Source organism: Novosphingobium sp. HNCC26DJ243, from assembly GCF_057180545.1.
Genome location: NZ_JBXUGN010000004.1, coordinates 1 through 21,782 on the forward strand (window position 1 = coordinate 1; position 21,782 = coordinate 21,782).

General features: G+C 65.7%; 21 protein-coding genes. 14 read left to right on the plus strand and 7 right to left on the minus strand.

What is annotated here, in order from left to right:
- Positions 1–74 precede the first annotated feature (74 nt).
- Both AC2A04_RS12555 and AC2A04_RS12560 read right to left on the minus strand, forming a co-directional pair.
- Entirely contained in the window at positions 75–527 is a 453-nt protein-coding gene (locus AC2A04_RS12555) for a MaoC family dehydratase (protein WP_484212683.1), read from the minus strand.
- 97 nt (positions 528–624) lie between these two features.
- Positions 625–2,541: an acetyl/propionyl/methylcrotonyl-CoA carboxylase subunit alpha gene (locus AC2A04_RS12560; protein WP_484212684.1), complete on the minus strand. Its 1,917-nt coding sequence runs from the start codon at positions 2,539–2,541 to the stop codon at positions 625–627.
- A 74-nt stretch (positions 2,542–2,615) separates the two neighbouring features.
- Between AC2A04_RS12560 and AC2A04_RS12565 the strand changes: the two genes are divergently transcribed.
- Positions 2,616–3,026, plus strand: coding sequence for an endonuclease domain-containing protein (locus AC2A04_RS12565; RefSeq protein WP_484212685.1), 411 nt, complete (start codon positions 2,616–2,618; stop codon positions 3,024–3,026).
- Between the two features lie 26 nt (positions 3,027–3,052).
- Here AC2A04_RS12565 and AC2A04_RS12570 read toward each other — a convergent pair whose 3' ends face one another.
- Both AC2A04_RS12570 and AC2A04_RS12575 read right to left on the minus strand, forming a co-directional pair.
- Positions 3,053–4,654 (minus strand): carboxyl transferase domain-containing protein, encoded by a 1,602-nt coding sequence (locus AC2A04_RS12570; RefSeq protein ID WP_484212686.1) that lies wholly within the window; start codon positions 4,652–4,654, stop codon positions 3,053–3,055.
- A complete protein-coding gene (locus AC2A04_RS12575; RefSeq protein ID WP_484212687.1) occupies positions 4,654–5,820 on the minus strand; it encodes an isovaleryl-CoA dehydrogenase in 1,167 nt (388 codons plus the stop codon). Before AC2A04_RS12575 ends, AC2A04_RS12570 begins: the two co-directional genes overlap by 1 nt.
- Before the next feature lie 93 nt (positions 5,821–5,913).
- On the opposite strand from AC2A04_RS12575, the gene AC2A04_RS12580 reads away from it, so the two are divergent.
- Genes AC2A04_RS12580 through AC2A04_RS12590 form a run of 3 tightly spaced genes read left to right on the plus strand, consistent with a single transcriptional unit; the run spans position 5,914 to position 8,870 of the window.
- Positions 5,914–6,774 (plus strand): LysR family transcriptional regulator, encoded by an 861-nt coding sequence (locus AC2A04_RS12580; protein ID WP_484212688.1) that lies wholly within the window; start codon positions 5,914–5,916, stop codon positions 6,772–6,774.
- A 51-nt stretch (positions 6,775–6,825) separates the two neighbouring features.
- Positions 6,826–7,689: an HTD2 family dehydratase gene (locus tag AC2A04_RS12585; protein WP_484212689.1), complete on the plus strand. Its 864-nt coding sequence runs from the start codon at positions 6,826–6,828 to the stop codon at positions 7,687–7,689.
- A 14-nt stretch (positions 7,690–7,703) separates the two neighbouring features.
- Positions 7,704–8,870: an acyl-CoA dehydrogenase family protein gene (locus AC2A04_RS12590; protein WP_484212690.1), complete on the plus strand. Its 1,167-nt coding sequence runs from the start codon at positions 7,704–7,706 to the stop codon at positions 8,868–8,870.
- 12 nt (positions 8,871–8,882) lie between these two features.
- Here AC2A04_RS12590 and AC2A04_RS12595 read toward each other — a convergent pair whose 3' ends face one another.
- Positions 8,883–9,650, minus strand: a complete 768-nt coding sequence (locus AC2A04_RS12595) for an SDR family NAD(P)-dependent oxidoreductase (RefSeq protein WP_484212691.1) — start codon at positions 9,648–9,650, stop codon at positions 8,883–8,885.
- A gap of 9 nt (positions 9,651–9,659) precedes the next feature.
- On the minus strand, positions 9,660–10,991 hold the full coding sequence (hisD, locus tag AC2A04_RS12600; protein ID WP_484212692.1) for a histidinol dehydrogenase: 1,332 nt from the start codon (positions 10,989–10,991) through the stop codon (positions 9,660–9,662).
- A gap of 152 nt (positions 10,992–11,143) precedes the next feature.
- On the opposite strand from hisD, the gene AC2A04_RS12605 reads away from it, so the two are divergent.
- From AC2A04_RS12605 to AC2A04_RS12630, 6 genes are read left to right on the plus strand one after another with little or no spacing between them, the layout of a single operon-like run.
- A complete protein-coding gene (locus tag AC2A04_RS12605; RefSeq protein WP_484212693.1) occupies positions 11,144–12,163 on the plus strand; it encodes a LacI family DNA-binding transcriptional regulator in 1,020 nt (339 codons plus the stop codon).
- Positions 12,160–12,330: a hypothetical protein gene (locus AC2A04_RS12610; protein ID WP_484212694.1), complete on the plus strand. Its 171-nt coding sequence runs from the start codon at positions 12,160–12,162 to the stop codon at positions 12,328–12,330. The genes AC2A04_RS12605 and AC2A04_RS12610 overlap by 4 nt, the downstream gene beginning before the upstream one ends.
- A gap of 15 nt (positions 12,331–12,345) precedes the next feature.
- Positions 12,346–13,215: an SMP-30/gluconolactonase/LRE family protein gene (locus AC2A04_RS12615; protein ID WP_484212695.1), complete on the plus strand. Its 870-nt coding sequence runs from the start codon at positions 12,346–12,348 to the stop codon at positions 13,213–13,215.
- Positions 13,212–14,093, plus strand: coding sequence for a 2-dehydro-3-deoxygalactonokinase (locus AC2A04_RS12620; protein ID WP_484212696.1), 882 nt, complete (start codon positions 13,212–13,214; stop codon positions 14,091–14,093). Before AC2A04_RS12615 ends, AC2A04_RS12620 begins: the two co-directional genes overlap by 4 nt.
- Complete coding sequence (locus AC2A04_RS12625) at positions 14,084–14,716, plus strand: 2-dehydro-3-deoxy-6-phosphogalactonate aldolase (protein ID WP_484212697.1); 633 nt, start codon at positions 14,084–14,086, stop codon at positions 14,714–14,716. Before AC2A04_RS12620 ends, AC2A04_RS12625 begins: the two co-directional genes overlap by 10 nt.
- A 23-nt stretch (positions 14,717–14,739) precedes the next feature.
- Positions 14,740–16,833, plus strand: a complete 2,094-nt coding sequence (locus AC2A04_RS12630; RefSeq protein WP_484212698.1) for a beta-galactosidase — start codon at positions 14,740–14,742, stop codon at positions 16,831–16,833.
- Between the two features lie 268 nt (positions 16,834–17,101).
- Here the strand turns inward: AC2A04_RS12630 and AC2A04_RS12635 are convergent, their stop codons facing one another.
- A complete protein-coding gene (locus AC2A04_RS12635; RefSeq protein ID WP_484212699.1) occupies positions 17,102–17,362 on the minus strand; it encodes a hypothetical protein in 261 nt (86 codons plus the stop codon).
- 56 nt (positions 17,363–17,418) lie between these two features.
- Between AC2A04_RS12635 and AC2A04_RS12640 the strand changes: the two genes are divergently transcribed.
- The 4 genes from AC2A04_RS12640 to AC2A04_RS12655 all read left to right on the plus strand — a co-directional run bounded on the left by AC2A04_RS12640 (position 17,419) and on the right by AC2A04_RS12655 (position 21,741).
- The gene (locus AC2A04_RS12640; protein WP_484212700.1) at positions 17,419–17,685 is read left to right on the plus strand and encodes a hypothetical protein; all 267 of its coding nucleotides are present in this window, start codon (positions 17,419–17,421) and stop codon (positions 17,683–17,685) included.
- 161 nt (positions 17,686–17,846) lie between these two features.
- Positions 17,847–19,436, plus strand: a complete 1,590-nt coding sequence (locus AC2A04_RS12645) for a DUF4153 domain-containing protein (RefSeq protein WP_484212701.1) — start codon at positions 17,847–17,849, stop codon at positions 19,434–19,436.
- On the plus strand, positions 19,433–20,149 hold the full coding sequence (locus AC2A04_RS12650) for a response regulator transcription factor (protein ID WP_484212702.1): 717 nt from the start codon (positions 19,433–19,435) through the stop codon (positions 20,147–20,149). The genes AC2A04_RS12645 and AC2A04_RS12650 overlap by 4 nt, the downstream gene beginning before the upstream one ends.
- A complete protein-coding gene (locus tag AC2A04_RS12655; protein WP_484212703.1) occupies positions 20,146–21,741 on the plus strand; it encodes a HAMP domain-containing sensor histidine kinase in 1,596 nt (531 codons plus the stop codon). The genes AC2A04_RS12650 and AC2A04_RS12655 overlap by 4 nt, the downstream gene beginning before the upstream one ends.
- Positions 21,742–21,782 lie beyond the last annotated feature (41 nt).

The window sequence follows — 21,782 nt, forward strand, 5'->3', positions numbered from 1 at the left end:
CTTGGCGTTCAGCGCCTTGAACGTGGCGGTCCATAGTCTGTCATGCAGGCTCGTGAAAGCCTTGATCGGCAAATTCAGGCGTTGCGGCGAAGCAGCATGGCCGAACGAAGGCAGCGACAGACGACCTCGTCGCGCTGGTTCAGCAGCTCATGCCGGAACACGACGACGCCCGCTTTGGGGCGCGATTTCGATGGACGCAGTTCCACAACCTCGCTCATCGCGCGCATCGTGTCGCCGAGGAACACGGGCTTTGGCATCACCAGTTGGTCGTAGCCCAGGTTCGCCACCAGCGTGCCCAGCGTGGTGTCGCCCACCGAAAGCCCGATCATCAGCGCGAAAGTGAAAGTGCCGTTGACCAGGATCTGGCCGAACTCGCTCGCCTTGGCCGCCTCGGCATCGATGTGCAGCGGCTGCGGATTGTGCGTCATCACCGAGAACAGCAGGTTGTCGGTCTCGGTCACCGTGCGCCGGATCTCGTGTTCGATCCTGTCGCCCACGGCCCATTCATCGAAGTAACGTCCGGCCATCAGTCATTCCCCAAAGCACCCTGATCCGTTCGTGTCGAGCGAAGTCGAGACACCGCGCAATGTGTCGCGAATGCGCACGCCACGAACGGATGCTGGGTTACTCCGCCTTCTCGACCCGCACCAGCAGAGCATCGACCTGCACTTGCGCGCCCGCGCTCACGTTCAATTCCGCAACCACGCCATCGAACGGCGCGGTCAGCGAATGCTCCATCTTCATCGCCTCAAGCGTCAGCAGCTTCTGCCCCTTGACCACCGCCTGCCCCGCCGCCACCTCGACCGCAATGACCTTGCCCGGCATGGGCGAAAGGATCGCGCCGTCATGGGCATGGGCCGAGCCACCGCCTCTCGGCTCATCCAAGGCGATCCGAAACACGGCCCCATGTTCAAAGGCTATTATACCTTCAGGGCCATTGAGTTGTTGTTGTCTGCGCCAGCTTTCGGACACTAGCTCCGCATCATCTTCGATTACGTCCACCATCGTCCGTGAGCCGTTGACCATCAGCAGGAAGGCTGACGACGGCTCGGCGTTCAACCGAAAGCCTCGCAGACTGCGAGCCATCTCAAATCTCGGCTCGCCGCTCCGCCCGCTCACAAAGCGGTCATTGGCCAGACTGGTGGCGGCGATTTTCAAGACCATGTCGCTCGGCATTGGCGGTGCAGTCAAATTTTCGAAGTTCAGCGCAATGAACCCCGTCGTCACCGAGCCCGCACGAAAGTCGACATGCTCGAGAATGCGGCGCAGGAACCATGCATTCGACTGGACCGGCTGGCATTGGAAACAGCCGCAAGCTTCACGGAGTTGACTAATGGCAGCGTCCCGGCTGGTTCCATGGCCAATAAACTTCGCAATCATCGGGTCGTAGTATGGCGTGACCTCATCGTCCTCTTCTACGCCCGCATCGACACGGCAATTCTCAGGAAATGCGAGATTATGAAGCCGCCCGACACTCGGCAAAAACCCCTTCGCCGGGTCTTCCGCATATAGCCGCGCTTCCATCGCCCAGCCGGTGATCTCCAGCTCGTCCTGACGCTTTGGCAGCGCTTCGCCGCTCGCCACACGCAATTGCCATTCGACCAGATCGACCCCGGTGATCGCCTCGGTCACCGGATGCTCCACCTGCAACCGCGTGTTCATTTCCATGAACCAGATGCGGTCGGCGCGAAGGCCTTCCGAGCCATCGGCGATGAACTCGATCGTGCCTGCGCCTTCGTAGTCCACTGCCTTGGCCGCGCGCACCGCCGCCGCGCAGATCGCCTCGCGCGTGGCCGCGTCCATTCCCGGCGCGGGCGCTTCCTCGATCACTTTCTGGTGGCGGCGCTGGAGCGAGCAGTCGCGTTCGAACAGATGCACCACGTTGCCGTGGGCATCGCCGAACACCTGCACCTCGATGTGCCGGGGCGAGAGGATGTACTTTTCGATCAGCACATGGGCATTGCCGAATGAAGCCGAAGCCTCGCGCTGGCACGAGACGAGCGCATCGGCAAAGTCGTCGGCCCGCTCGACCAGCCGCATTCCCTTGCCGCCGCCGCCCGCCACGGCCTTGATCAGCACCGGATAGCCGATCTTCGCGGCTTCCTGCGCCAGGAAAGCAGGGTCCTGGTTCTCCCCCAGATAGCCCGGCGTCACCGGCACGCCGGCTGCGATCATCCGTTCCTTGGCCGCATCCTTCAGACCCATGGCGGTGATCGAGGCTGGCTTCGGCCCGACCCACACCAGCCCGGCATCGATCACGCTCTGCGCGAATTCCGCGTTCTCGGACAGGAACCCATAACCCGGATGGATCGCCTCGGCCCCGGTGGCACGCGCGGCGGCAAGGATCTTCTCCCCCACCAGATAGCTCTCGCGCGCAGGGCTCGGGCCGATGTGCACCGCCTCGTCCGCCTGGCGCACATGCAGCGCGTTTCGATCGGCATCGGAATAGACCGCGATGGTACGAATGCCCATCGCACGCGCAGTGCGAATGACCCGGCAGGCGATCTCGCCACGATTGGCGATGAGGAGGGAGGAGATCATGGGCAGGCTCCTTGATCCTCCCCGAGCTTGCTCGGGGAGGGGGACCATGCGAAGCATGGTGGAGGGGTATTGGAATGCTGAAGGACATCTCGCCGCAATCGGACTCCGGCACCATCAAGCGCGCTCGCCGGGGACGCCGGGAAATGACCCTGCCCGAAGTTCTGCTTTGGCAATTGCTCAGAACAAGGCCCGGCGGCCTCAAGTTTCGCCGCCAACATCCCAGCGGACCCTATGTCCTGGACTTCTACTGCAACGATGCGCGGCTTGCGATCGAGATCGACGGCCTTGCACACGACATGGGAGACAGGCCCCAGCGTGATGCAACACGCGATGCGTACTTTGCGCGCAGTGCGATCGAAACGGTAAGAATATCCGCGAAAGGCGTGCTCGCCGATCCTGTGGCGGTGGCAGACAGCATCGTTGCCGTCGTGCGTGGCAAATTGCCCCTCCACCACCCTTCGGGCGGTCCCCCTCCCCGAGACTAGCTCGGGGAGGAACTTTTGGACCACCCTCACATCCGGAACACCCCGAACCGGGGCGCCTCCGGGATCGGTGTTTCGAGGCACACTTCCAGAGCAAGCCCCAGCACATCCCGCGTCTGGACCGGATCGATCACGCCGTCGTCCCACATTCGCGCCGTTGCGTAATAAGGATTGCCTTCGTCTTCATACTTCTGGCGGATCGGCGCCTTGAAGGCTTCGGCCTGCTCCGGCGTCCAGTTTTCCGCGTCGCGGTGGACTGTGGCGAGCACGCTTGCCGCCTGCTCGCCGCCCATCACGCTGATCCGCGCGTTGGGCCAGGTGAACAGGAAACGCGGGTCGTAGGCGCGGCCGCACATGCCGTAATTGCCCGCACCGAAGCTGCCGCCGATCAGCACGGTCAGCTTGGGCACTTGCGCCGTCGCCACCGCCGTCACCAGCTTTGCGCCATGTTTTGCAATGCCTTCGGCCTCGTACTTCCCACCAACCATGAAACCGCTGATGTTCTGCAGGAACAGCAACGGAATGCGGCGCTGGCAGGCCAGTTCGATGAAATGCGCGCCCTTCTGCGCGCTTTCGGAAAACAGCACGCCGTTGTTGGCCAGGATCGCCACCGGCATGCCCCAGATATGCGCAAAACCGCAGACCAGCGTGGTGCCGTAGAGTGCCTTGAACTCGTGGAACTCGCTGCCATCGACGATGCGGGCGATCACCTCGTGGACATCGTAAGGCGCTCGCACGTCGTCGGGGATGATCGAATAGAGATCCTCGGTGGGATACCTGGGCGGCACCGGCTGTTGAGAAGCAGGGATTGTCCCTGATTTTTCACCAAGGTGGCTCACGATATCGCGCACGATCGTCAGCGCATGCTCGTCATTGTCGGCCAAGTGATCGACCACGCCAGACTTGCGCGCGTGGAGGTCGCCACCGCCAAGCGCCTCGGCGGTGATTTCCTCGCCCGTCGCGGCCTTTACGAGGGGCGGGCCTGCCAGAAAGATCGTGCCCTGTTCGCGCACGATCACGCTTTCGTCGCTCATCGCGGGCACATAGGCGCCGCCTGCGGTGCAGCTGCCCATGACGCTCGCGATCTGCGGGATGCCGTTCGCGCTCATCTGCGCCTGATTGTAGAAAAACCGCCCGAAGTGATCGCGATCGGGAAAGACCTCGGCCTGATTGGGCAGGTTGGCGCCGCCGCTGTCGACCAGATAGATGCAGGGCAGGTGGTTCTGCATCGCGATTTCCTGCGCGCGCAGGTGCTTCTTCACGGTCATCGGGAAATAGGTCCCGCCCTTGACCGTCGCATCATTGGCAAAGATCATGCACTTGCGGCCCGAAACCCGGCCCACCCCGGCGATGATCCCCGCCCCCGGTACTTCGTCGCCATACATGCCATTGGCGGCAAGCTGGCCGATCTCGAGGAACGGCGCGCCCGGATCGAGCAGCCGCTCCACCCGGTCGCGCGGCAGCAGCTTTCCGCGCGAAACATGGCGGTCGCGCGATTTTGCATCACCGCCCTGCGCGGCCGTGGCCACGCGCGCGCGCAGTTCGTCCGCCAATGCGCGATTGTGCGCCGCGCGCGCCTGAGCCTCGGGGCTGGAGAGGTCGAGACTGGTGGGCAGGACAGGGCCAGCCATTATACGGCTCCCAGCAGTTCACGCCCGATCAGCATCCGCCGGATTTCGTTGGTGCCCGCGCCGATATCGAGCAGCTTGGCATCGCGCAGGAAGCGTTCCACCGGCCAGTCCCTGGTATAGCCCGCGCCGCCCAGTGCCTGCACCGCCTCACCCGCCGCGCGGAAGGCGTTCTCGCTCGCCAGCAGAATCGCGCCTGCCGCATCGAAGCGCGTGGTCTGCCCGGCATCGCAGGCGCGCGCCACGGCATAGACATAGGCACGGGCAGATTGCATCGCAACGTACATGTCCGCCACCTTGGCCTGCATCAGCTGGAACGCGCCGATCGGCTTGCCGAATTGCTTGCGCTCGCGAAGGTAGGGGATGACTACATCAAGGCAGGCCTGCATGATGCCGATCTGGATGCCCGAAAGCACGACGCGCTCATAATCGAGCCCGCTCATCAGCACGCCGACGCCGCCATTGACCGGACCCATCACGTTCTCTTGCGGAACGAAGCATTCATCGAACACCAGTTCGGCCGTGGGCGATCCGCGCATGCCCATCTTGTCGATCTTCTGGCCGATGGAGAAACCGGGCATGTCCTTTTCGATCAGGAACGCGGTGATGCCCCGGCTCGCCGCATCGGGCGCGGTCTTGGCGTAGACCACCAGCGTATCGGCATAGGCGGCATTGGTGATCCAGAACTTGGTGCCGTTGAGCCGGTAGCCGCCCGCCACCGCCTCGGCCTTGAGCTTCATAGAGACGACATCGGACCCGGCACTCGCCTCCGACATGGCAAGGCTGCCGACATGTTCGCCCGAGATCAGCCTGGGCAGGTACTTGGCTTTCTGCTCGTCGTTGCCCCAGCGGCTGATCTGGTTGACGCAGAGGTTGGAATGCGCGCCATAGGAAAGCCCGATCGAAGCCGAAGCGCGGCTCACTTCCTCCACCGCGATCACGTGATCGAGATATCCCAGCCCGAGGCCGCCCCATTGTTCGCCCACGGTCATGCCGTGCAGGCCCAGTTCGCCCATCGCGGGCCACAGCTCCTCGCGCGGGAACCAGTCCTCGGCATCGACACGCGCGGCCAGCGGCGCGATCTTCTCGTCGGCAAAACGGGCGACGCTTTCGCGGATCATCATCGCGCTCTCGGTCAGGCCGAAATCGAAATCGGGGGTAGCTCGCATGTCAGGCGCCTCTCCAAAGGTCGGCACGAGGCTACGCGCATTGGCTGCAGAAGAAAACTTGGACTTGGGCGATGAAGTGAATAGATAAAAGCTATGATCGACCGCCACGCGCTGCGCTATTTCACAGCCATCGTCGATACGGGCAACTTCTCGCGCGCGGCCGAACTGTGCCGCGTCGCGCAGCCGACCGTGTCTGCCGCCATCGCGCGGCTGGAGGACGAGATCGGCCAGGCGCTGTTCGTGCGCAACAATCGCCGCGTGGAGGTGACCGAAGCCGGTGCGCGACTGCTGCCCTACGCCCGCCGGATCGAACACGAGTTCGAGGAGGCGAGCCGCGCCATCCGCGAGGATCGCAAGGTACTGCACATCCGCCTTGGCGTTGCCACGACCATCCCGGTCCACACGATCACGCGCATCGCGGGCGCCGCGCTTGCCAACCCCGCGATCCGCCTCGAGGTTATCGAGCGCCGCCCCGGCGAACTGCTTTCGCTGTTCGACCGTGGCCGGGTCGATCTCGTGCTCGGCCCGCTCGATGGCACCGCCGGTCGGCGCACGATCGAACTGCTGCGCGAGCCCTATGTCCTGGTCATGTCCGAACGCCACCGCCTTGCCGCAGCGCCGTCCATCACCTGCGAGGACCTTGCGGGCGAGCCAATGCTGGCGCGCCGCCATTGCGAGGTGCTGGCGCGGGTGAGCCAGTTCTTCACAGCGCGCGGCGTGCGCCCGTTCTTTCCGGTCAAGAGCCTCCACGAAGAACGCATCGCTGCCTATGTCGTGGCGGGAATGGGCGTGACCGTGATGCCAGCCAGCCTGATGACACCGGGCATGGTCGCGGTTCCGCTCGAAGAATTCGACCTTGCCCGCACGGTCGGCGTGGTCGCCGAATCCGGATCGGACGGTCCGGTCACGGCCTCGGGCATTCTCGATCACATTGCTTCCGCCTTCGAGGTTTAGCCATCCAATTAAACTGGCGCTTTGCCTCGCTGCGCGCCATAGTCCCCCGCGATGGAGAGGGACAGGACATCACCCGGCGCGCCGCTTTCCGACTGGGTCGGCCGCACGCAGGACAGCGACGACACGGTCAGCGCCCGCGCGGTGAAGGGCCTTGTCGCCACGCTGGCATCGCGTATCGTCGAACCTCGGCCGGGCGATGCCGCGCCGCTGCTCTCGCACTGGCTCCACTTCCAGCCTGCCGCGCCACAAGGTGAACTGGGCCCTGACGGCCATCCCTCTCGCGGCGATTTCCTGCCACCGGTTACCCTGCCTCGCCGCATGTGGGCAGCAAGCGACATCACCTTCATCCGCCCGCTTTGCATCGGCAGCGCAATCACCCGCCGTTCGACCATCGCCAGCGCCACGCAGAAGCACGGCCGCAGCGGCAGGCTCGCCTTTGTCGAGGTCGATCATCATGTGTCCGATGCGCAAGGCGAGCTGCTGCGCGAACGCCAGACCATCGTCTATCGCGAGGCGGCCAATCCCGCTGCCCCTGGGCCTGCCCCCGTGCCCGCACCTCCTTCACCGCAATGGTCGACGCGCGTGGTGCCCGATCCGGTGTTGCTGTTCCGCTATTCGGCGTTGACCTTCAACAGCCACCGCATCCATTACGACCTGCCCTATGCCACCGGTGTCGAAGGCTATCCCGGCCTCGTCGTTCACGGCCCGCTGATCGCCACGCTGCTGCTGCACGATTTGGTTGCGCGCCATCCCGGCCTCACCGTCACCGGCTACCGCTTCCGCGCGGTCCAACCGCTTTTCGACACCGCGCCCTTCGACATCTGCGGCACGCTCGAAGCCGATGGCACTGCGCGCCTCTTTGCCATGAATGAAGGCGGCGCGCTGTGCATGGATGCGACCGCCACCTTCACCTGACGAGACCTCTCCCGATGCCCCTGCCCGCCACTTCCGACGCCTATCAGGACATTCGCGAGGCGGTGCGCGCGCTCTGCGCCCAGTTCCCCGATGAATACCACCGCCGGATCGATGCCGAACGCGGCTATCCCGAGGAATTCGTCGAAGCACTGACCCGTGCAGGGTGGCTCGCTGCGATGATCCCGGTCGAACATGGCGGCTCGGGTCTCGGGCTTGCCGAAGCCTCGGTCATCATGGAGGAAATCAACCGCTCGGGCGGCAATTCGGGCGCGTGCCACGGCCAGATGTACAACATGGGCACGCTGCTGCGGCACGGCTCGGACGAGCAGAAGCGGACGTACCTGCCGCGCATCGCCTCGGGCGAACTGCGCCTGCAATCGATGGCGGTGACCGAGCCGACCACCGGCACCGATACCACCAGCCTCAAGACCCGCGCGGTGCGCCATGGCGATCACTACCGCGTCTCGGGCCAGAAGGTCTGGATCAGCCGGATCCAGCATTCGGACCTGATGATCCTGCTCGCGCGCACCACTCCGCTCGATCAGGTGGCCAGGCGCTCGGACGGCATGTCGATCTTCATCGTCGATCTGCGCGAGGCGCTGGGCCACGGCATGGAGATCAGGCCCATCGCCAACATGGTCAATCACGAGACCAACGAGGTGTTCTTCGACGACTTGCGCATCCCGGCAGAAAACCTGATCGGCGAGGAAGGCCGGGGCTTTCGCTACATCCTCGACGGGCTCAATGCCGAACGCACGCTGATCGCCGCCGAATGCATCGGCGATGGCTACTGGTTCGTCGATCGCGCGAGCCGCTATGCCAGCGAGCGCGAGGTTTTCGGACGGCCCATCGGGCAGAACCAGGGCGTGCAGTTCCCCATCGCCGAAAGCTATGCCGAGATTTGCGCGGCCGACCTCATGCGCTTTCGCGCCTGTGGGCTGTTCGATGCCCACCAGCCCTGCGGGGCAGAGGCCAATATGGCCAAGTACCTTGCCGCCAAGGCCAGCTGGGAAGCTGCCAATGCCGCGATCCAGACCTTCGGCGGTTTCGGCTTCGCGCATGAATACGATGTCGAACGCAAGTTCCGCGAAACGCGGCTCTACCAGGTCGCCCCGGTCAGCACGAACCTGATCCTGTCCTACATCGCCGAACACGTGCTCGGCATGCCGCGCTCGTTCTAGGGTCAGGACCCATTAGTCCGCCGTCCAGCCGCCATCGACGACCAGGCTTGTCCCGGTCATCAGCGCCGAGGCCTCGGAGGCAAGGAACACCACCGCGCCCATCAGGTCCTCGACGGTGCCGAGGCGACCGAGCTTGATCTTGGCCAGCACGCTCGCCTTGAACGCCGGATCCTCGAAGAACGGTCTGGTCATCGGTGTTTCGATGAAAGTCGGCGCGATCGTGTTGCTGCGGATGCCATGGGGCGCAAGATCGAGTGCGAAAGCCTTGTTCATGCCCTCGAGCGCCCACTTGCTCGCGCAATAGAGCGACCGGTTCGGCCCGCCGACGTGCCCCATCTGGCTGCCGATGTGGATCAGGCTGCCCTTCTCGGCCGCAGCAATCAGCCGCCGTGCGCAGGCCTGGGCCACGAAGAACGCGGCCTTTACGTTGAGGTCGAGCACGGCGTCGTAGTCGGCCTCGCTCACCTCCCACATCGGCTTGGGCCGGTTGGTGCCCGCATTGTTCACCAGCACGTGAAACGCAGGGCGCGCCGTAAAGAAGGCCGTGACAGCGGCGGTGTCGGACACGTCCAGTGCCGCAGCCTCGGCCACGCCGCCGCTTGCGCGGATAGCGCGCGCGGCTTCCTCGATCTCGCCTTGCGAACGGGCGGCCAGCGTTACCGCCGCGCCAGCTTCAGCCAGCGCCGCCGCCATGGCGAGGCCGATGCCCCGCCCCGCGCCGGTCACCAGCGCGCGCTTGCCGTCCAGCCGGAACGTCGGGGTGCGGGGCAAGTCAGTCATGCTCGGTCCTCAGGCTCGGGTCAGTTCGCTGGGTTCGGCCTGGCCCGCATAGGGCACGTTGCGCCCGCCGAACCGGCGCACGCGGATATTGGCCTGTTCGCCATGGCCTGCAAAGCCCTCCAGCGCGCACAAGCGGCTGCAGTATTCGCCGATCAGCGTCGATGCCTCGTCGGTCAGGACCTTCTGGTAAGTGCAGGTCTTGAGGAACTTGCCCACCCACAGGCCGCCGGTATAGCGCGCCGCCTTCCGGGTCGGCAGGGTGTGGTTGGTGCCGATCACCTTGTCGCCATAGGAAACGTTGGTGCGGTTGCCGAGGAAGAGTGCGCCGTAGTTGGTCATGTTCCTGAGGAAGTAATCGGGATCGGCGGTCATGACCTGCACGTGCTCGCTGGCGATCTCGTCGGCGATGCGCACCATCTCGTCATAGCTCTCGGCCACGATCACCTCGCCGAAGCTTTCCCAGGCCTTGCGGGCGTGGTCGGCGGTGGGAAGGATCTGCAGCAGGCGCTCGATCTCGACCATCGTCTCACGGGCGAACTTCTCGCTGTTGGTCAGCAGCACGCCGGGGCTGTCGGGTCCGTGTTCGACCTGTCCGAGAATGTCGGTCGCGGCCATTTCGGGGTCGCAACCCACTTCGTCAGCGATGATCAGCGTCTCGGTGGGGCCAGCGAACAGGTCGATGCCCACGCGGCCGAACAGCTGGCGCTTGGCCTCGGCAACGAAGGCGTTGCCCGGACCCACCAGAATGTCGACCGGGTCGATGCTCTGCGTGCCGATGGCCATCGCGCCGACGGCCTGAATGCCGCCCAGCGCATAGATCGCATCGGCGCCGGCCATGGCCTGCGCCGCAACGATCGCGCGGGCAGGCTTGCCCTGAAACGGCGGCGCGCAAGTGATGACGCGCGGCACGCCCGCCACCTTGGCGGTGATGACCGACATGTGCGCCGAGGCCAGCAGCGGATACTTCCCGCCGGGCACATAACAGCCCGCATTCTGGATCGGCAGGTTCTTGTGGCCCAGAATGACGCCCGGCATCGTCTCGACTTCAACGTCCTTCATCGAATCGCGCTGGATCTGCGCGAAGTTGCGCACTTGCGCCTGCGCAAACTCGATATCCTTGCGCTCCTGCGGCGAGAGGCTGTCGACCGCTGCGTCGATCTCTGCCTGCGAAAGGCGATAATCCTCGCGGTCCCAGCCATCGAACCTGACCGAAAGGTCACGCACCGCGGCATCACCGCGCTTCTCGATATCGGCCAGCGTCGCTTCCACGACGTCACGAACCTTCCGGTCTGCATCGGCCTTGGCTTCCGCCGTCGATCCCCGCTTGAGCCACACTGCCATCGAACTGCTCCCATGCCTTTGCGAGCGACTCCTGCGCCGCTCTCACCGCCTGCTGATACCCGCACCGGACGACTATTGCAACCGCATGCATGATTTTGCAATTCGTTGCATTCGCCTTGCAACCGTCGCAATCGCGATGCTAATCCGCTTCCATGGATGAAAGCTCGGTAGTGCGCGCCCGCGACGTGGCCCGGAAGGCCGGGGTCTCGACCTCGGCGGTAAGCCGCGCCTTCACGCCAGGAGCGAGCATCGCGCCCGAAACCCGCCGCCGCATCATCGAAGTGGCCGAGGAGATCGGCTACAAGCCCGACCTCATCGCCCGCAGCCTGACGTCCGGCCGATCGAACATCGTCGGCATCGGCGTCGGCAATCTCGACAATCCGTTCTTCGCCGATTCGCTCAACCGCCTCTCGTCGGCCTTCGCCACGGCGGGCCTGCGCGTGCTGCTGTTTCCCGCCACGGCGCAAGGCGCGTCCGAGGCACAAGTCCACGAAGTGCTGCAATACCGGCTCGACGCGCTGATCCTGCTGTCGACCAACCTTTCATCCAGCCTCGCCAACCAGTGCCGCAACGCGCAGATTCCGGTGATCATGTACAACCGCACGACCGCAGATCCGGGCCGCGTCTCGTCGGTCACGGGCAATAACCGGGGCGGCGCACGCGCCATCGCCGCGCATCTCGTCGCCGCAGGACACCGGCGTCCGTGCTTCATGGCGGGGCACGACGATGCCTCGACCAGCACCGCGCGCGAGGAAGGCTTTGCCGGCTATTTCCGCGAAAAGGGCCTGCCCGCCCCCATGCGTGAGACCGGCCATTTCACGCGCGAAGGCGCCGCCGCCGCCGCCCGCCGCCTGCTCACCCTGCCCGAGCCGCCCGACGCGATCTTCTGCGCCAACGATCACATGGCACTTGCCACGATCGACGTTGCTCGCGCCGAATTCGGCCTCGATGTGGGCCGCGACATCTCTGTCGTCGGCTTCGATGACGTGCCCATGGCAAGCTGGCCGTCCTTTGCGCTGACGACTTATGCCCAACCCGCCGACGAGATGGTCGCCGAAACGCTCGCCATCGCGCTCGCCCTCGGCGAAGGCGCGACCGAACCGGTGCACAAGCTGATCGAGGGCCGACTGGTCCTGCGCGGCAGCACCCGTAGACTGCCTCAGGCCAGTTGAGCGGCCAGCGCGGCAAGTCCACGCACGGCATTCTTGCGCCCATTAAATACTCCGAGTATATCCGTGACGGCATCGCGCAGGCCGTGTCGCAGAATCACGCAAGGTTGGGGGCTTCAAGGGATGCAGCAGGCGCGAAATCGGGTATTTCCTGCTTGCAACTGGCCTGACAATCCACGCGACTGGTGCGCACGCTGATGCTCCTGCACACTATCGAACGCGGCCATCGCGATCTGCTTGGCGAAGGCCCGGTCTGGGTACCGGAACGCAATCGCCTGTTCTGGGTCGATATCCTCGCGCCCGCACTCAACTGGCTGGATCTGGCCAGCGGCGAGACGGGCCGGCGCGCGTTCGACGAGCGCATCGGCTGGATCATTCCGCGCGTCGGGCGCAGCGATTTCGTGATTGGCCTCAAGAGCGGCTTCCACCATTTCGATTTGGATACGGGCGCCCTTTCCTCCATCGGCGATCCCGAGCCCGATCGCCCTGACAACCGCCTCAACGATGCCAAGGTCGATCACGCGGGGCGCATCTGGGCCGGATCGAAGGACGATACCGATACCGCCGCCAGCGGTGCGCTCTATAGGCTCGATCCCGATCTCACATGGTCACGCCACGACGATAGCTATCAGGTCACCAATGGCCCGACCTTCAGCCCGGACGGCAAAACGCTCTATCACACCGACAGCGGCGCGCGGACGATCTTCGCTTTCGATCTCGCACCTGACGGCACATTGTCGAACAAGCGCCTGTTCCTGCGGTTCGACGATGCATGGGGCCACCCGGACGGCATGACCACCGATGCCGAGGGCTGCCTATGGGTCGCGCACTGGGAAGGTGCGCGGATCAGCCGCTTCGATCCCGAGGGACGCCAGATGCGCGCCATCACGCTGCCCGCCACCAACATCACCAGCATGACCTTCGCCGGGCCCGATCTCGATCGCATGTTCGTGACCTCCTCGGCCGACCGAAGGCTCGACGAGCCGCAAGCGGGCTGCCTGTTCGAAGTCGATCCCGGCGTGCGCGGCCTGCCCGCGCGGGCGTTCGCCGGATGAGCACGCTGATCGGCGTCGACTGGGGCACGACCAACCTGCGCGCCTTCCGCTTTGGTCCCGGCGGCGACGTACTCGAATGCCGTGCTTCCCCGCGAGGCGCGGGCGGCCTTGCTCCGCACGAGTTCGAGCCGGTTCTCGCCGAAATTGTCGAAGGCTGGACCGATGGCTCCACCCCGATCGTGCTGGCGGGCATGGTCGGCGGACGCAATGGCTGGCGTGAAGCGGCCTATCTGCCCTGCCCCGCATCTCCCTCCGCGCTAGCCGCAGCCGCGCTGCCCACAGAAACCTCGCTGGGCCGCGCGGTGATCGTTCCGGGCCTTAGCGCGCGCGCTGCCGGTGGGAGCGCCGACGTCATGCGCGGCGAGGAAACCCAGCTGCTTGGCGTAGGGCTGACGGACGGCCTCGTCATCCTGCCCGGCACGCACAGCAAATGGGCCACGCTCGAACAGGGCCGCATAGTCACTTTTGCCACCGCGATGACTGGCGAACTTTTCGCCCTTCTGCGCCAGCATTCGCTGCTCGGACAACTCGCCTGCGAAGGTCCGTTTGATGAAGGGGCCTTCGCCAGAGGCGTCACCCGCGCGCTCGAGGCAGGCGGCTTCGGACCGCTGCTGTTCTCGGCCCGCGCCGGCGTCCTGCTCGGTGACCTGCCACCCAACGCGGTCGAGAGCTATCTTTCGGGCCTGCTGATCGGCGGCGAGATCGCCGGGTTCGGCGCGCGGTTGCGCGAGGCCGGAGCCGCCACGCTGATCGGCAGCCCGCATCTCGTCGCACGCTACGAGACCGCGCTCCGGCTTGCCGGAGCCAGCCGGATCGAAACCATCGACGGCGATCTTGCCGCCGGTCGCGGCCTCTGGGCCATCGGAGAATGCCTGTGACTCTCGACGAAGCGCTCGGGGCGCTGCCGCTCATCGCCATCCTGCGCGGGATCACGCGCGCCGAAGCCGTGCCTGTGGCCGAGGCACTTTTTGAGGCGGGCTTCCGCTGCCTTGAGGTGCCGCTGAATTCGCCCGATCCCTTCGCCTCGATCGCTGCGATGGCAGCACATCTGGGCAACCGCGCTTTGGTCGGCGCGGGCACCGTCCTGACCGTCGCCGATGTGGCGCGCGTGAAGGACGCTGGCGGTGGGATCGTCATCTCGCCCAACGCCGACGTCGACGTAATCAGCGCGACCAAGGCGGCAGGCATGGCGTCGCTGCCTGCGTTCTTCACGCCTACCGAGGCTTTCCGCGCGCTTTCCGCCGGTGCAGACGCGCTCAAGCTCTTCCCGGCCGAAGCCGCAGGCCCGGCCACGCTCAAGGCGGTCCGCGCGGTCCTTCCGCCCGGAACCCGCGTGTTCCCGGTCGGCGGCATCGATCCCGGCACCATGCCCGCCTACCTCGCCGCAGGCGCCGCAGGCTTCGGGATCGGCTCCTCGCTCTACGCGCCAGGGCGCAGCGCGGCTGACGTGGGCACGCGCGCGGCGGCGCTGATCGCAAGCTGGCAGCAGGCCCGCGCTTGAACATTCTGATGGGAGAGACTTCGATGACCGCAGCAGCCCGCTCCGCACTCTTCGCGCTGGCAGGAGCAGCCCTTGCCGCGACGTCGCCCGCCTGCGCCGCCGAGGCCAGGCTCTCCGATACGGTGCTGTTCGGCGCGGCCTATTACGACGAATATGCCCCGACCGACCGGGTCGAGGAAGATGCCGCGATGATGGCGGCGGCGGGGATCACCGTCGTGCGCATTGCCGAAAGCACCTGGGGCACGCTCGAACGCACCCCCGGCGTGTTCGATTTCTCCCATGTCGACCGCACGCTCGCGGCAATGAATCGCCACGGCATCAAGGTGATCGTCGGCACGCCGACTTATGCGATCCCGACCTGGCTGGCCAAGGAGCACCCCGGCGTGCTGGTCCAGCGCAAGGAAGGCCCCGCCGCCTATGGTCCGCGCCAGAACATGGATATCACCGATCCCGATTTCCGCGCCGCCGGACAGCGCGTGATCGTCGCGCTGGTCGATCATGTGCGCAACGATCCGGCGGTGATCGGCTATCAGATCGATAACGAGACCAAGGCCTACGGCACCAGCGGCCCCAACGTGCAGGCCGCGTTCCAGGCCGAGATGAAGCGCCAGTTCCCCAGGCTCGAAGATCTGAACAAGGCCTTCGGTCTCGATTACTGGAGCAACCGCATCAACCGCTGGGAGGATTTTCCCTCGGTCAACGGCTCGATCAATGCCAGCCTCTCGAACGCCTTCCTCCGCTTCCAACGCTCGCTTGTGACGGAATACCTCGCATGGCAGGCCGATCTTGTGCGCGCCCACGCCAAGCCCGGCCAGTTCGTGACGCAGAATTTCGACCTTGCGTGGAAAGGCCATTCCTACGGCGTCCAGCCCGAGGTCGATCACTGGCAGGCCGGCAGGGCGCTCGATGTGGCGGGGATCGACATCTACCACCCCGCGCAAGCGCAGCTGACCGGGGCCGAGATTGCGCTCGGCGGCGACATCGCGCGCTCCATCAAGGACGGACAGAACTACCTCGTGCTTGAAACGCAGGCACAGGGCTTCCCGTTCTGGACGCCTTATCCCGGCCAGCTGCGCCTCCAGGCGTTCAGCCACCTCGCCAGCGGCGCCAACATGCTCGAATACTGGCACTGGGGCACCACCGCGAACGGCATCGAAACTTACTGGCGCGGGCTTTTGACACAGGACTTCAAGCCCAACCCCACCTTCAATGAAGCGGCCACGATCGGCGCAGACCTGAAACGGCTGGGCAAGCGGCTGGTCAATCTGAAGAAGACCAACAAGGTCGCGATCTACGTCAGCAACACCGCGCTTTCGGGCATGGACGCCTTCACTTTCATCACCGGAGGCTCGCCCGCCTACAACGATGTCGTCCGGCGCTATTATGACGCGCTCTACCGGCAGAACATCGAGGTCGATTTCGTCTCGCCCGACAGCAAGGTCGATCTTGGCCGTTACAAACTGGTGATCGTACCTGCGCTCTATGCGGCAAGCGAGGCCGAGATCGCCCGGCTCAACGCCTATGCCAAGGCAGGTGGGCACCTGCTCTACACCTTCAAGAGCGGCTTTTCGGACGAGAACACCAAGGTCCGTGCCGTGACCCAGCCCGGCCTGATCGCCGAGGCCGCAGGCGTGACTTACAGCCAGTTCGCGGTGCCCGAGAGCGCGACCCTCGACGGCGATCCTTTCGCAGTGGGCGAAAAGGACAATGCCGTCACCCAGTGGATGGAGTTCCTCGAACCCACCACCGCCACCGTACTGGCGCGCTACAAGCACCCGCAATGGCCCGGATACGCAGCGGTCACGCGCAATCGCTGGGGCTCCGGCTCGGTCGCCTATGTCGGCTTCATGCCGGGTGAGGCGCTGGCCGAGAAGATCCTGCGCGAAGAGGCGCGCAACGCAGGCGTTTCCCTGCCCGAAGCGCGCTTCCCGCTGATCGTGCGCGGTGGCACGCTGAACAACGGGCACGCGGTCAGCTACCTGCTAAACTTCTCCGCGCAGGCGCGCAGCGTGGCAGCACCCGCCGGAACCGAGCTGCTCAGCGGCAAGCCGATCGGAGCGGGCGGTACGCTCGACCTTCCTGCATGGGGCGTGGCGATCGTGGAGCAGCGGCGATAGGGTCAGGACCTATTAGTCCCACCTTCGAGGTTTGAGGCAAAATGGCCTGGTGCAAGGCGGAAAGGTGCAGGAATAGTGGTTCTATTTCAAACCTTTCCAACGCAGCGCCGGGCCATTTTGGTCAAATCCCTGCGGGACGCCGGAATGGCTTCCATCTCGACCGGATACTCGCTTGGAAAGGCAACCAGCCTTCCCGGTGCGAGTATCCGCCCGATATGTTCGCCATTCCGACGCCTCGACGGTGGGATTAATAGGTCCTGACCCTGGATCAGGCCGGCGTCTCGACCAGTTCGGCAATCTCGAACGCAAAGCTCCTCCACCCGCGCATCTTCGCCGCGTCCTGCGCGGGCTGGCGCTTGGCCTTTGCCTCGGCCAGCGAACGCGCGTGGCCCCAGAACACTTCGGTCTTGCCGTTCTCGAGCACGGCGACGATCCGCCAGTAATGCGTGAAGCTGTCGCTCGTCGGGCCGATCGTCTTGACGTAGCCATCGGGCATCTTTGCGGTAAGGTAGCGCTTCTTCCTGGCCATCGGGCGGCCATGCCACGCCCCTTGCGTGGCGCACAAGCCGCGCCGATAGAGTGGCCATGGATTTCGACGACCAGCTCCGCCGCTTTTTCGGCACCGCCGAACTCACGCAGGTATCCCCCGAAGCCTTTGAAGGCGGGACCGAACAGATGCGCGTCGCGCTCGGCCTCGATCGCGATCCTGCCCGCCGGTTCGCCCTCTGGTCGATCCTCTACATGCTGGGCGCCGCCCCCGATCTCGACGTGACGTTCAAGGACGCAGGGCAACGCGACGCCGCGCGCAACTTCATGGACATGATCGACCGCGCCGCCGCGCCTGACGACTGATATCAGCGCCACATCTCGTCCTTGCGAGCATGATTCTGATCTGCTGCACGCCGCCCCTCTGCACATTTCCTGCACGACAACAGCACAGCCTCGACCATCACCGGCGCACAAGCCTGCGCCAAAACCGTCTCCTCGACGCAAGACAAAGGAGACGAAGGACGATGACCGCACGCTGGCGAAGCTCTTGCTGGGCAAGACGCATCCTTGTCGGTGCCCTGATCGCGCTGGGCGATGTGCTGTTCTTCCGCCTTGGCCTCCACGGTGGCACTTTCGGGCTCTATGGCCTTGCCCTGCTGCTGGCCCTCGCCATCGCGCGCCCGGCGGTGACTTTCCAGCCCCGTGCCCGCCTCGCCCTGATCCTGGCCGCACTCTATGCGCTGGCCATGGCAATCAGCGCCAGTCCGCTGGCGTGGATGCTGTTCTGGACCGCCGCGGGCATGGCCACGCTGCTGCCCCGCACGGCGGCGTTCGATAACGGCTGGCGCTGGTTCCAGCGGCTTTTCTACCACGGCCTCGTCTCGCTCGCCGGGCCGATTCCGGATCTAATCCGCCGCGCGCGTGCCAACGCCCGTCGCAAGCACACTGGCCCAAGCCTGCGCACGACACTGCCCATGCTGATCCTTCCGGTCCTTGGCACGGCCGCTTTCATCGCGCTGTTCTCTGCCGCCAATCCGGTGATCGACGCGTGGCTCACCTCGCTCAGCCTGCCGGGCCTGGATGAAAGCATGATCGGCCGCATGATCCTGTGGGCGGTGCTTGTCTGGCTCGCCTGGGGATTGCTCCGCCCGCACATGGCCCGCAACCTGCTGGGCACGTTCGACGGCGCGGGCGATGCCGCGATCCCCGGCGTTTCGCCCGCCTCGGTGCTGATCTCGCTCATCGCCTTCAACGCGCTGTTCCTCATTCAGAACGCCATGGACGCTGCCTGGCTCTGGGGTCTCGTCCCCCTGCCCGAAGGCATGACGCTTGCCGCCTATGCCCATCGCGGCGCCTATCCGCTCGTCGTCACCGCGCTGCTTGCCGCGCTGTTCGTGCTGATTGCGCTGCGCCCTGGATCGCGCATGGCGGAAAATCCGCTGATCCGCCGCCTTGTCATGGCCTGGACCGCACAGAACCTGTTTCTCGTCCTCAACGCCGCCCTGCGCACGCTGGACTATGTCGAGGCCTATTCGCTGACGATCCTGCGCATTGCCGCGCTGTTGTGGATGGCGCTGGTCGCGCTCGGCCTTGTCCTCGTGCTTTGGCGTATGCTCGCAGGCAAAAGCACCGGCTGGCTGATCAACGCCAACTGCGCCGCGCTCGGCCTGCTGCTGACCATCATCGCCTTTACCGATCTGGGCGCCATTGCCGCGCGCTGGAATGTGGCCCACGCCCGCGAGATCGACGGCGACGGTGCCACGCTCGACTTGTGCTACCTCAATTCGCTCAACGGCTCCGCGCTTCTCCCGCTGATCGAACTCGAGGCCCGCCCGCTTGCTCCGGCGTTTCACCAGCGCCTGCGCAACGTCCGCCTGATGGTCCACTATCGCCTTGCCGACGAGGTTTCATGGGGCGCATGGGACTGGTTGTCGCAATCACGGCTCAATCGCGCGCGCGACCTGATCGGCCCCGACATCGGCCCGCGCCCGGATCGCGCCTTCGATTGCGATGGCTCCCCCATCCCCGTCCCCGCTCCGGAGTCAGCGCCAGCCCCGTCATTGCCAGCCCCGTCATTGCCAGCCCCGTCATTGACTGCCGGAGCGGTTCGTTGAACAACGAAGCCATGCCGCGCACCGTCCTGCTCGTCGACGACGATCCCCATATCCGCGAGGTCCTCGCCTTCGCATTCGACAAGGCCGGGATCGCCACGCGCGAAGCGGCAGATGGCGAGGAGGCACTGTCCCGCGTAGCCGAAAGCGCGCCGGATCTCGTCGTGCTCGACATCAACATGCCGCGCATGGACGGGCTCGAGGTGTGCCGCCGTCTGCGCGCCGTCGGCGACCTTCCGATCCTGTTCCTGTCCTCGCGCGATGACGAGTTCGATCGCGTGCTCGGCATCGAGCTGGGCGGCGACGATTACGTGGTCAAGCCTTTCTCCCCGCGTGAGGTCGTGGCCCGCGCATCGGCGATCCTGCGCCGCAGCGCACCGCGCACCCCCGCCAGCCCCACGGCCACGCACGCCCATGGCGGGCTCGCCATCGATGCCGAGGGCTGGACCGCGCGCTGGCGCGAGACCGCCGTCGATCTTACCGTCACCGAATTTGCGCTGCTCAAGGCTCTCGCCTCGGCCCCTGCCCGCATCTTCACGCGCGACCAGCTTATCGACCAGCTTCACGGCCCGCGCTTTGCCGTGACCGACCGGACGATAGACAGCCACGTCCGTAACGTGCGCCGCAAGTTCGCCGAGGCCGGTTGCCATGACCTGATCGAGACGCGTTCGGGCGTCGGCTATCGGCTCGGGCCCTGCACCGGAGCCGCCGCTTGATCGAGCGCTTGCGCGCTTTGGCCCGCGCGGTCTGGCCGGTGATGCGGCTGCGCTGGCTGTTCTTCGGCACGCTGGTCTTCGTGGCAGCGCTCCCCGGTTTTGCCGCACTGGGCCTGCGCGTCTACGAAAATGCCCTCGTCCGCCGCACTGAAGCCGAAGTCGTCGCGCAGTCCGCCGCGCTCGCCGCCAGCGCCGCGCTATTGCTCAACTCGACACCGCAAACGGCGGCCGACACCGCATCCGACGCGGCGGAGCGTTACGAACCCATCCCCACCGGCATCGACTTGCGCTCCTCGCCCGTGCTTGGTTCCCGCCCCCATGCCATCGCGGTCAGGCAAGCGCCCGATCCGGTCGGCGTCTACCTCGCACAGCGGATCGCGCCTGCCCTCGCCGAGACTCGCCGCACCACACTGGCGGCCATCGTCCTGCTCGATTCCCACGGCATTGTCCTCAATGGCAGCGAGACGGGCGGAAGCCTTGCGGGCGTGCCCGAGGTCCGCACAGCGCTCGCGGGCCGTGCGCTCACCGTGTTGCGCCACAACGACAGCTACGCGCGCTCCTCGCCGCTCGAATGGATCAGTCGCGGCACCTCGATCCGCCTTCACCACGCGCGGCCGATCATGGTCGGCGGGAAGGTCGCCGGCGTCGTGCTGGTTTCGCGCAGCCCCGCCGCGCTGTTTCGCGGCATGTGGGAGGATGCGGGCAAGATCGCCGCGGGCACGCTGATGATCCTCGCGCTGCTGATCGCCTTGAGCGCCGTCCTTGCCCGCGCCATCGTCCGCCCGGTCGAAAAGTTGAGCGAGGCTGCCCGCGCGCTCGCCTCGGGACACGAGGCCGCTCCCTTGCGGCCGACGCTCGAGGTGCGCGAGATCCGCAGCCTCTACGATGATTTCGCAGTAATGGCGCAGTCGATTGCCCGCCGCTCGCGCTACTTGCGCGATTTCGCCGCCTCGCTCGCGCACGAGTTCAAGACGCCGCTTGCCGCCCTGCGCGGTGGTGTCGAACTGCTGCAGGACCACGAGACGGACATGACCGCGCAGGAACGCCGGCGCTTCCTGGCCAACATGGGCGAGGACACCGACCGCCTATCGCGTCTCGTCAGCCGCCTGATGGAAATGGCCCAGGCCGACATGCGCGGCGGCGAGGTGACCGAGCCCGCGCAGCTTGCCCCCCTCCTCGCCCGCCTTGCCGATGGCATGAAGCGCGAGAGCTTTGCCATTGCCATCACCGTGGCCCGACCCGTGCCGCCTCTGGCGATCGAAGCCGCTGCGCTGGAAACCGTGCTGTCCACGCTGATCGAAAACGCGCGTCAGGCAGGGGCCACGCAGCTTGCCATATCTGCCGCGCACGACACCCGCGAAGGCACGATCACTCTGGACGATAATGGCCCCGGCGTGCCCGAGCCGGATCGCGCCCGCGTGTTCGATCCGTTCTTCACCACGCGCCGGGGTGAAGGCGGCACCGGCCTCGGCCTGCCCATCGCCCGCGCGCTCGTCGCCAATCGTGGCGGTGCGCTCGATCTGGCCGATGCCCCCGGCGGTGCCTGCTTCGTCCTGCGCCTGCCCCTCTCAGGAAAGTCAGGTCCGGCCTGATTGGCAACGCTGTCGGATTGCTCTAGCTTCGTGTCAGAAAA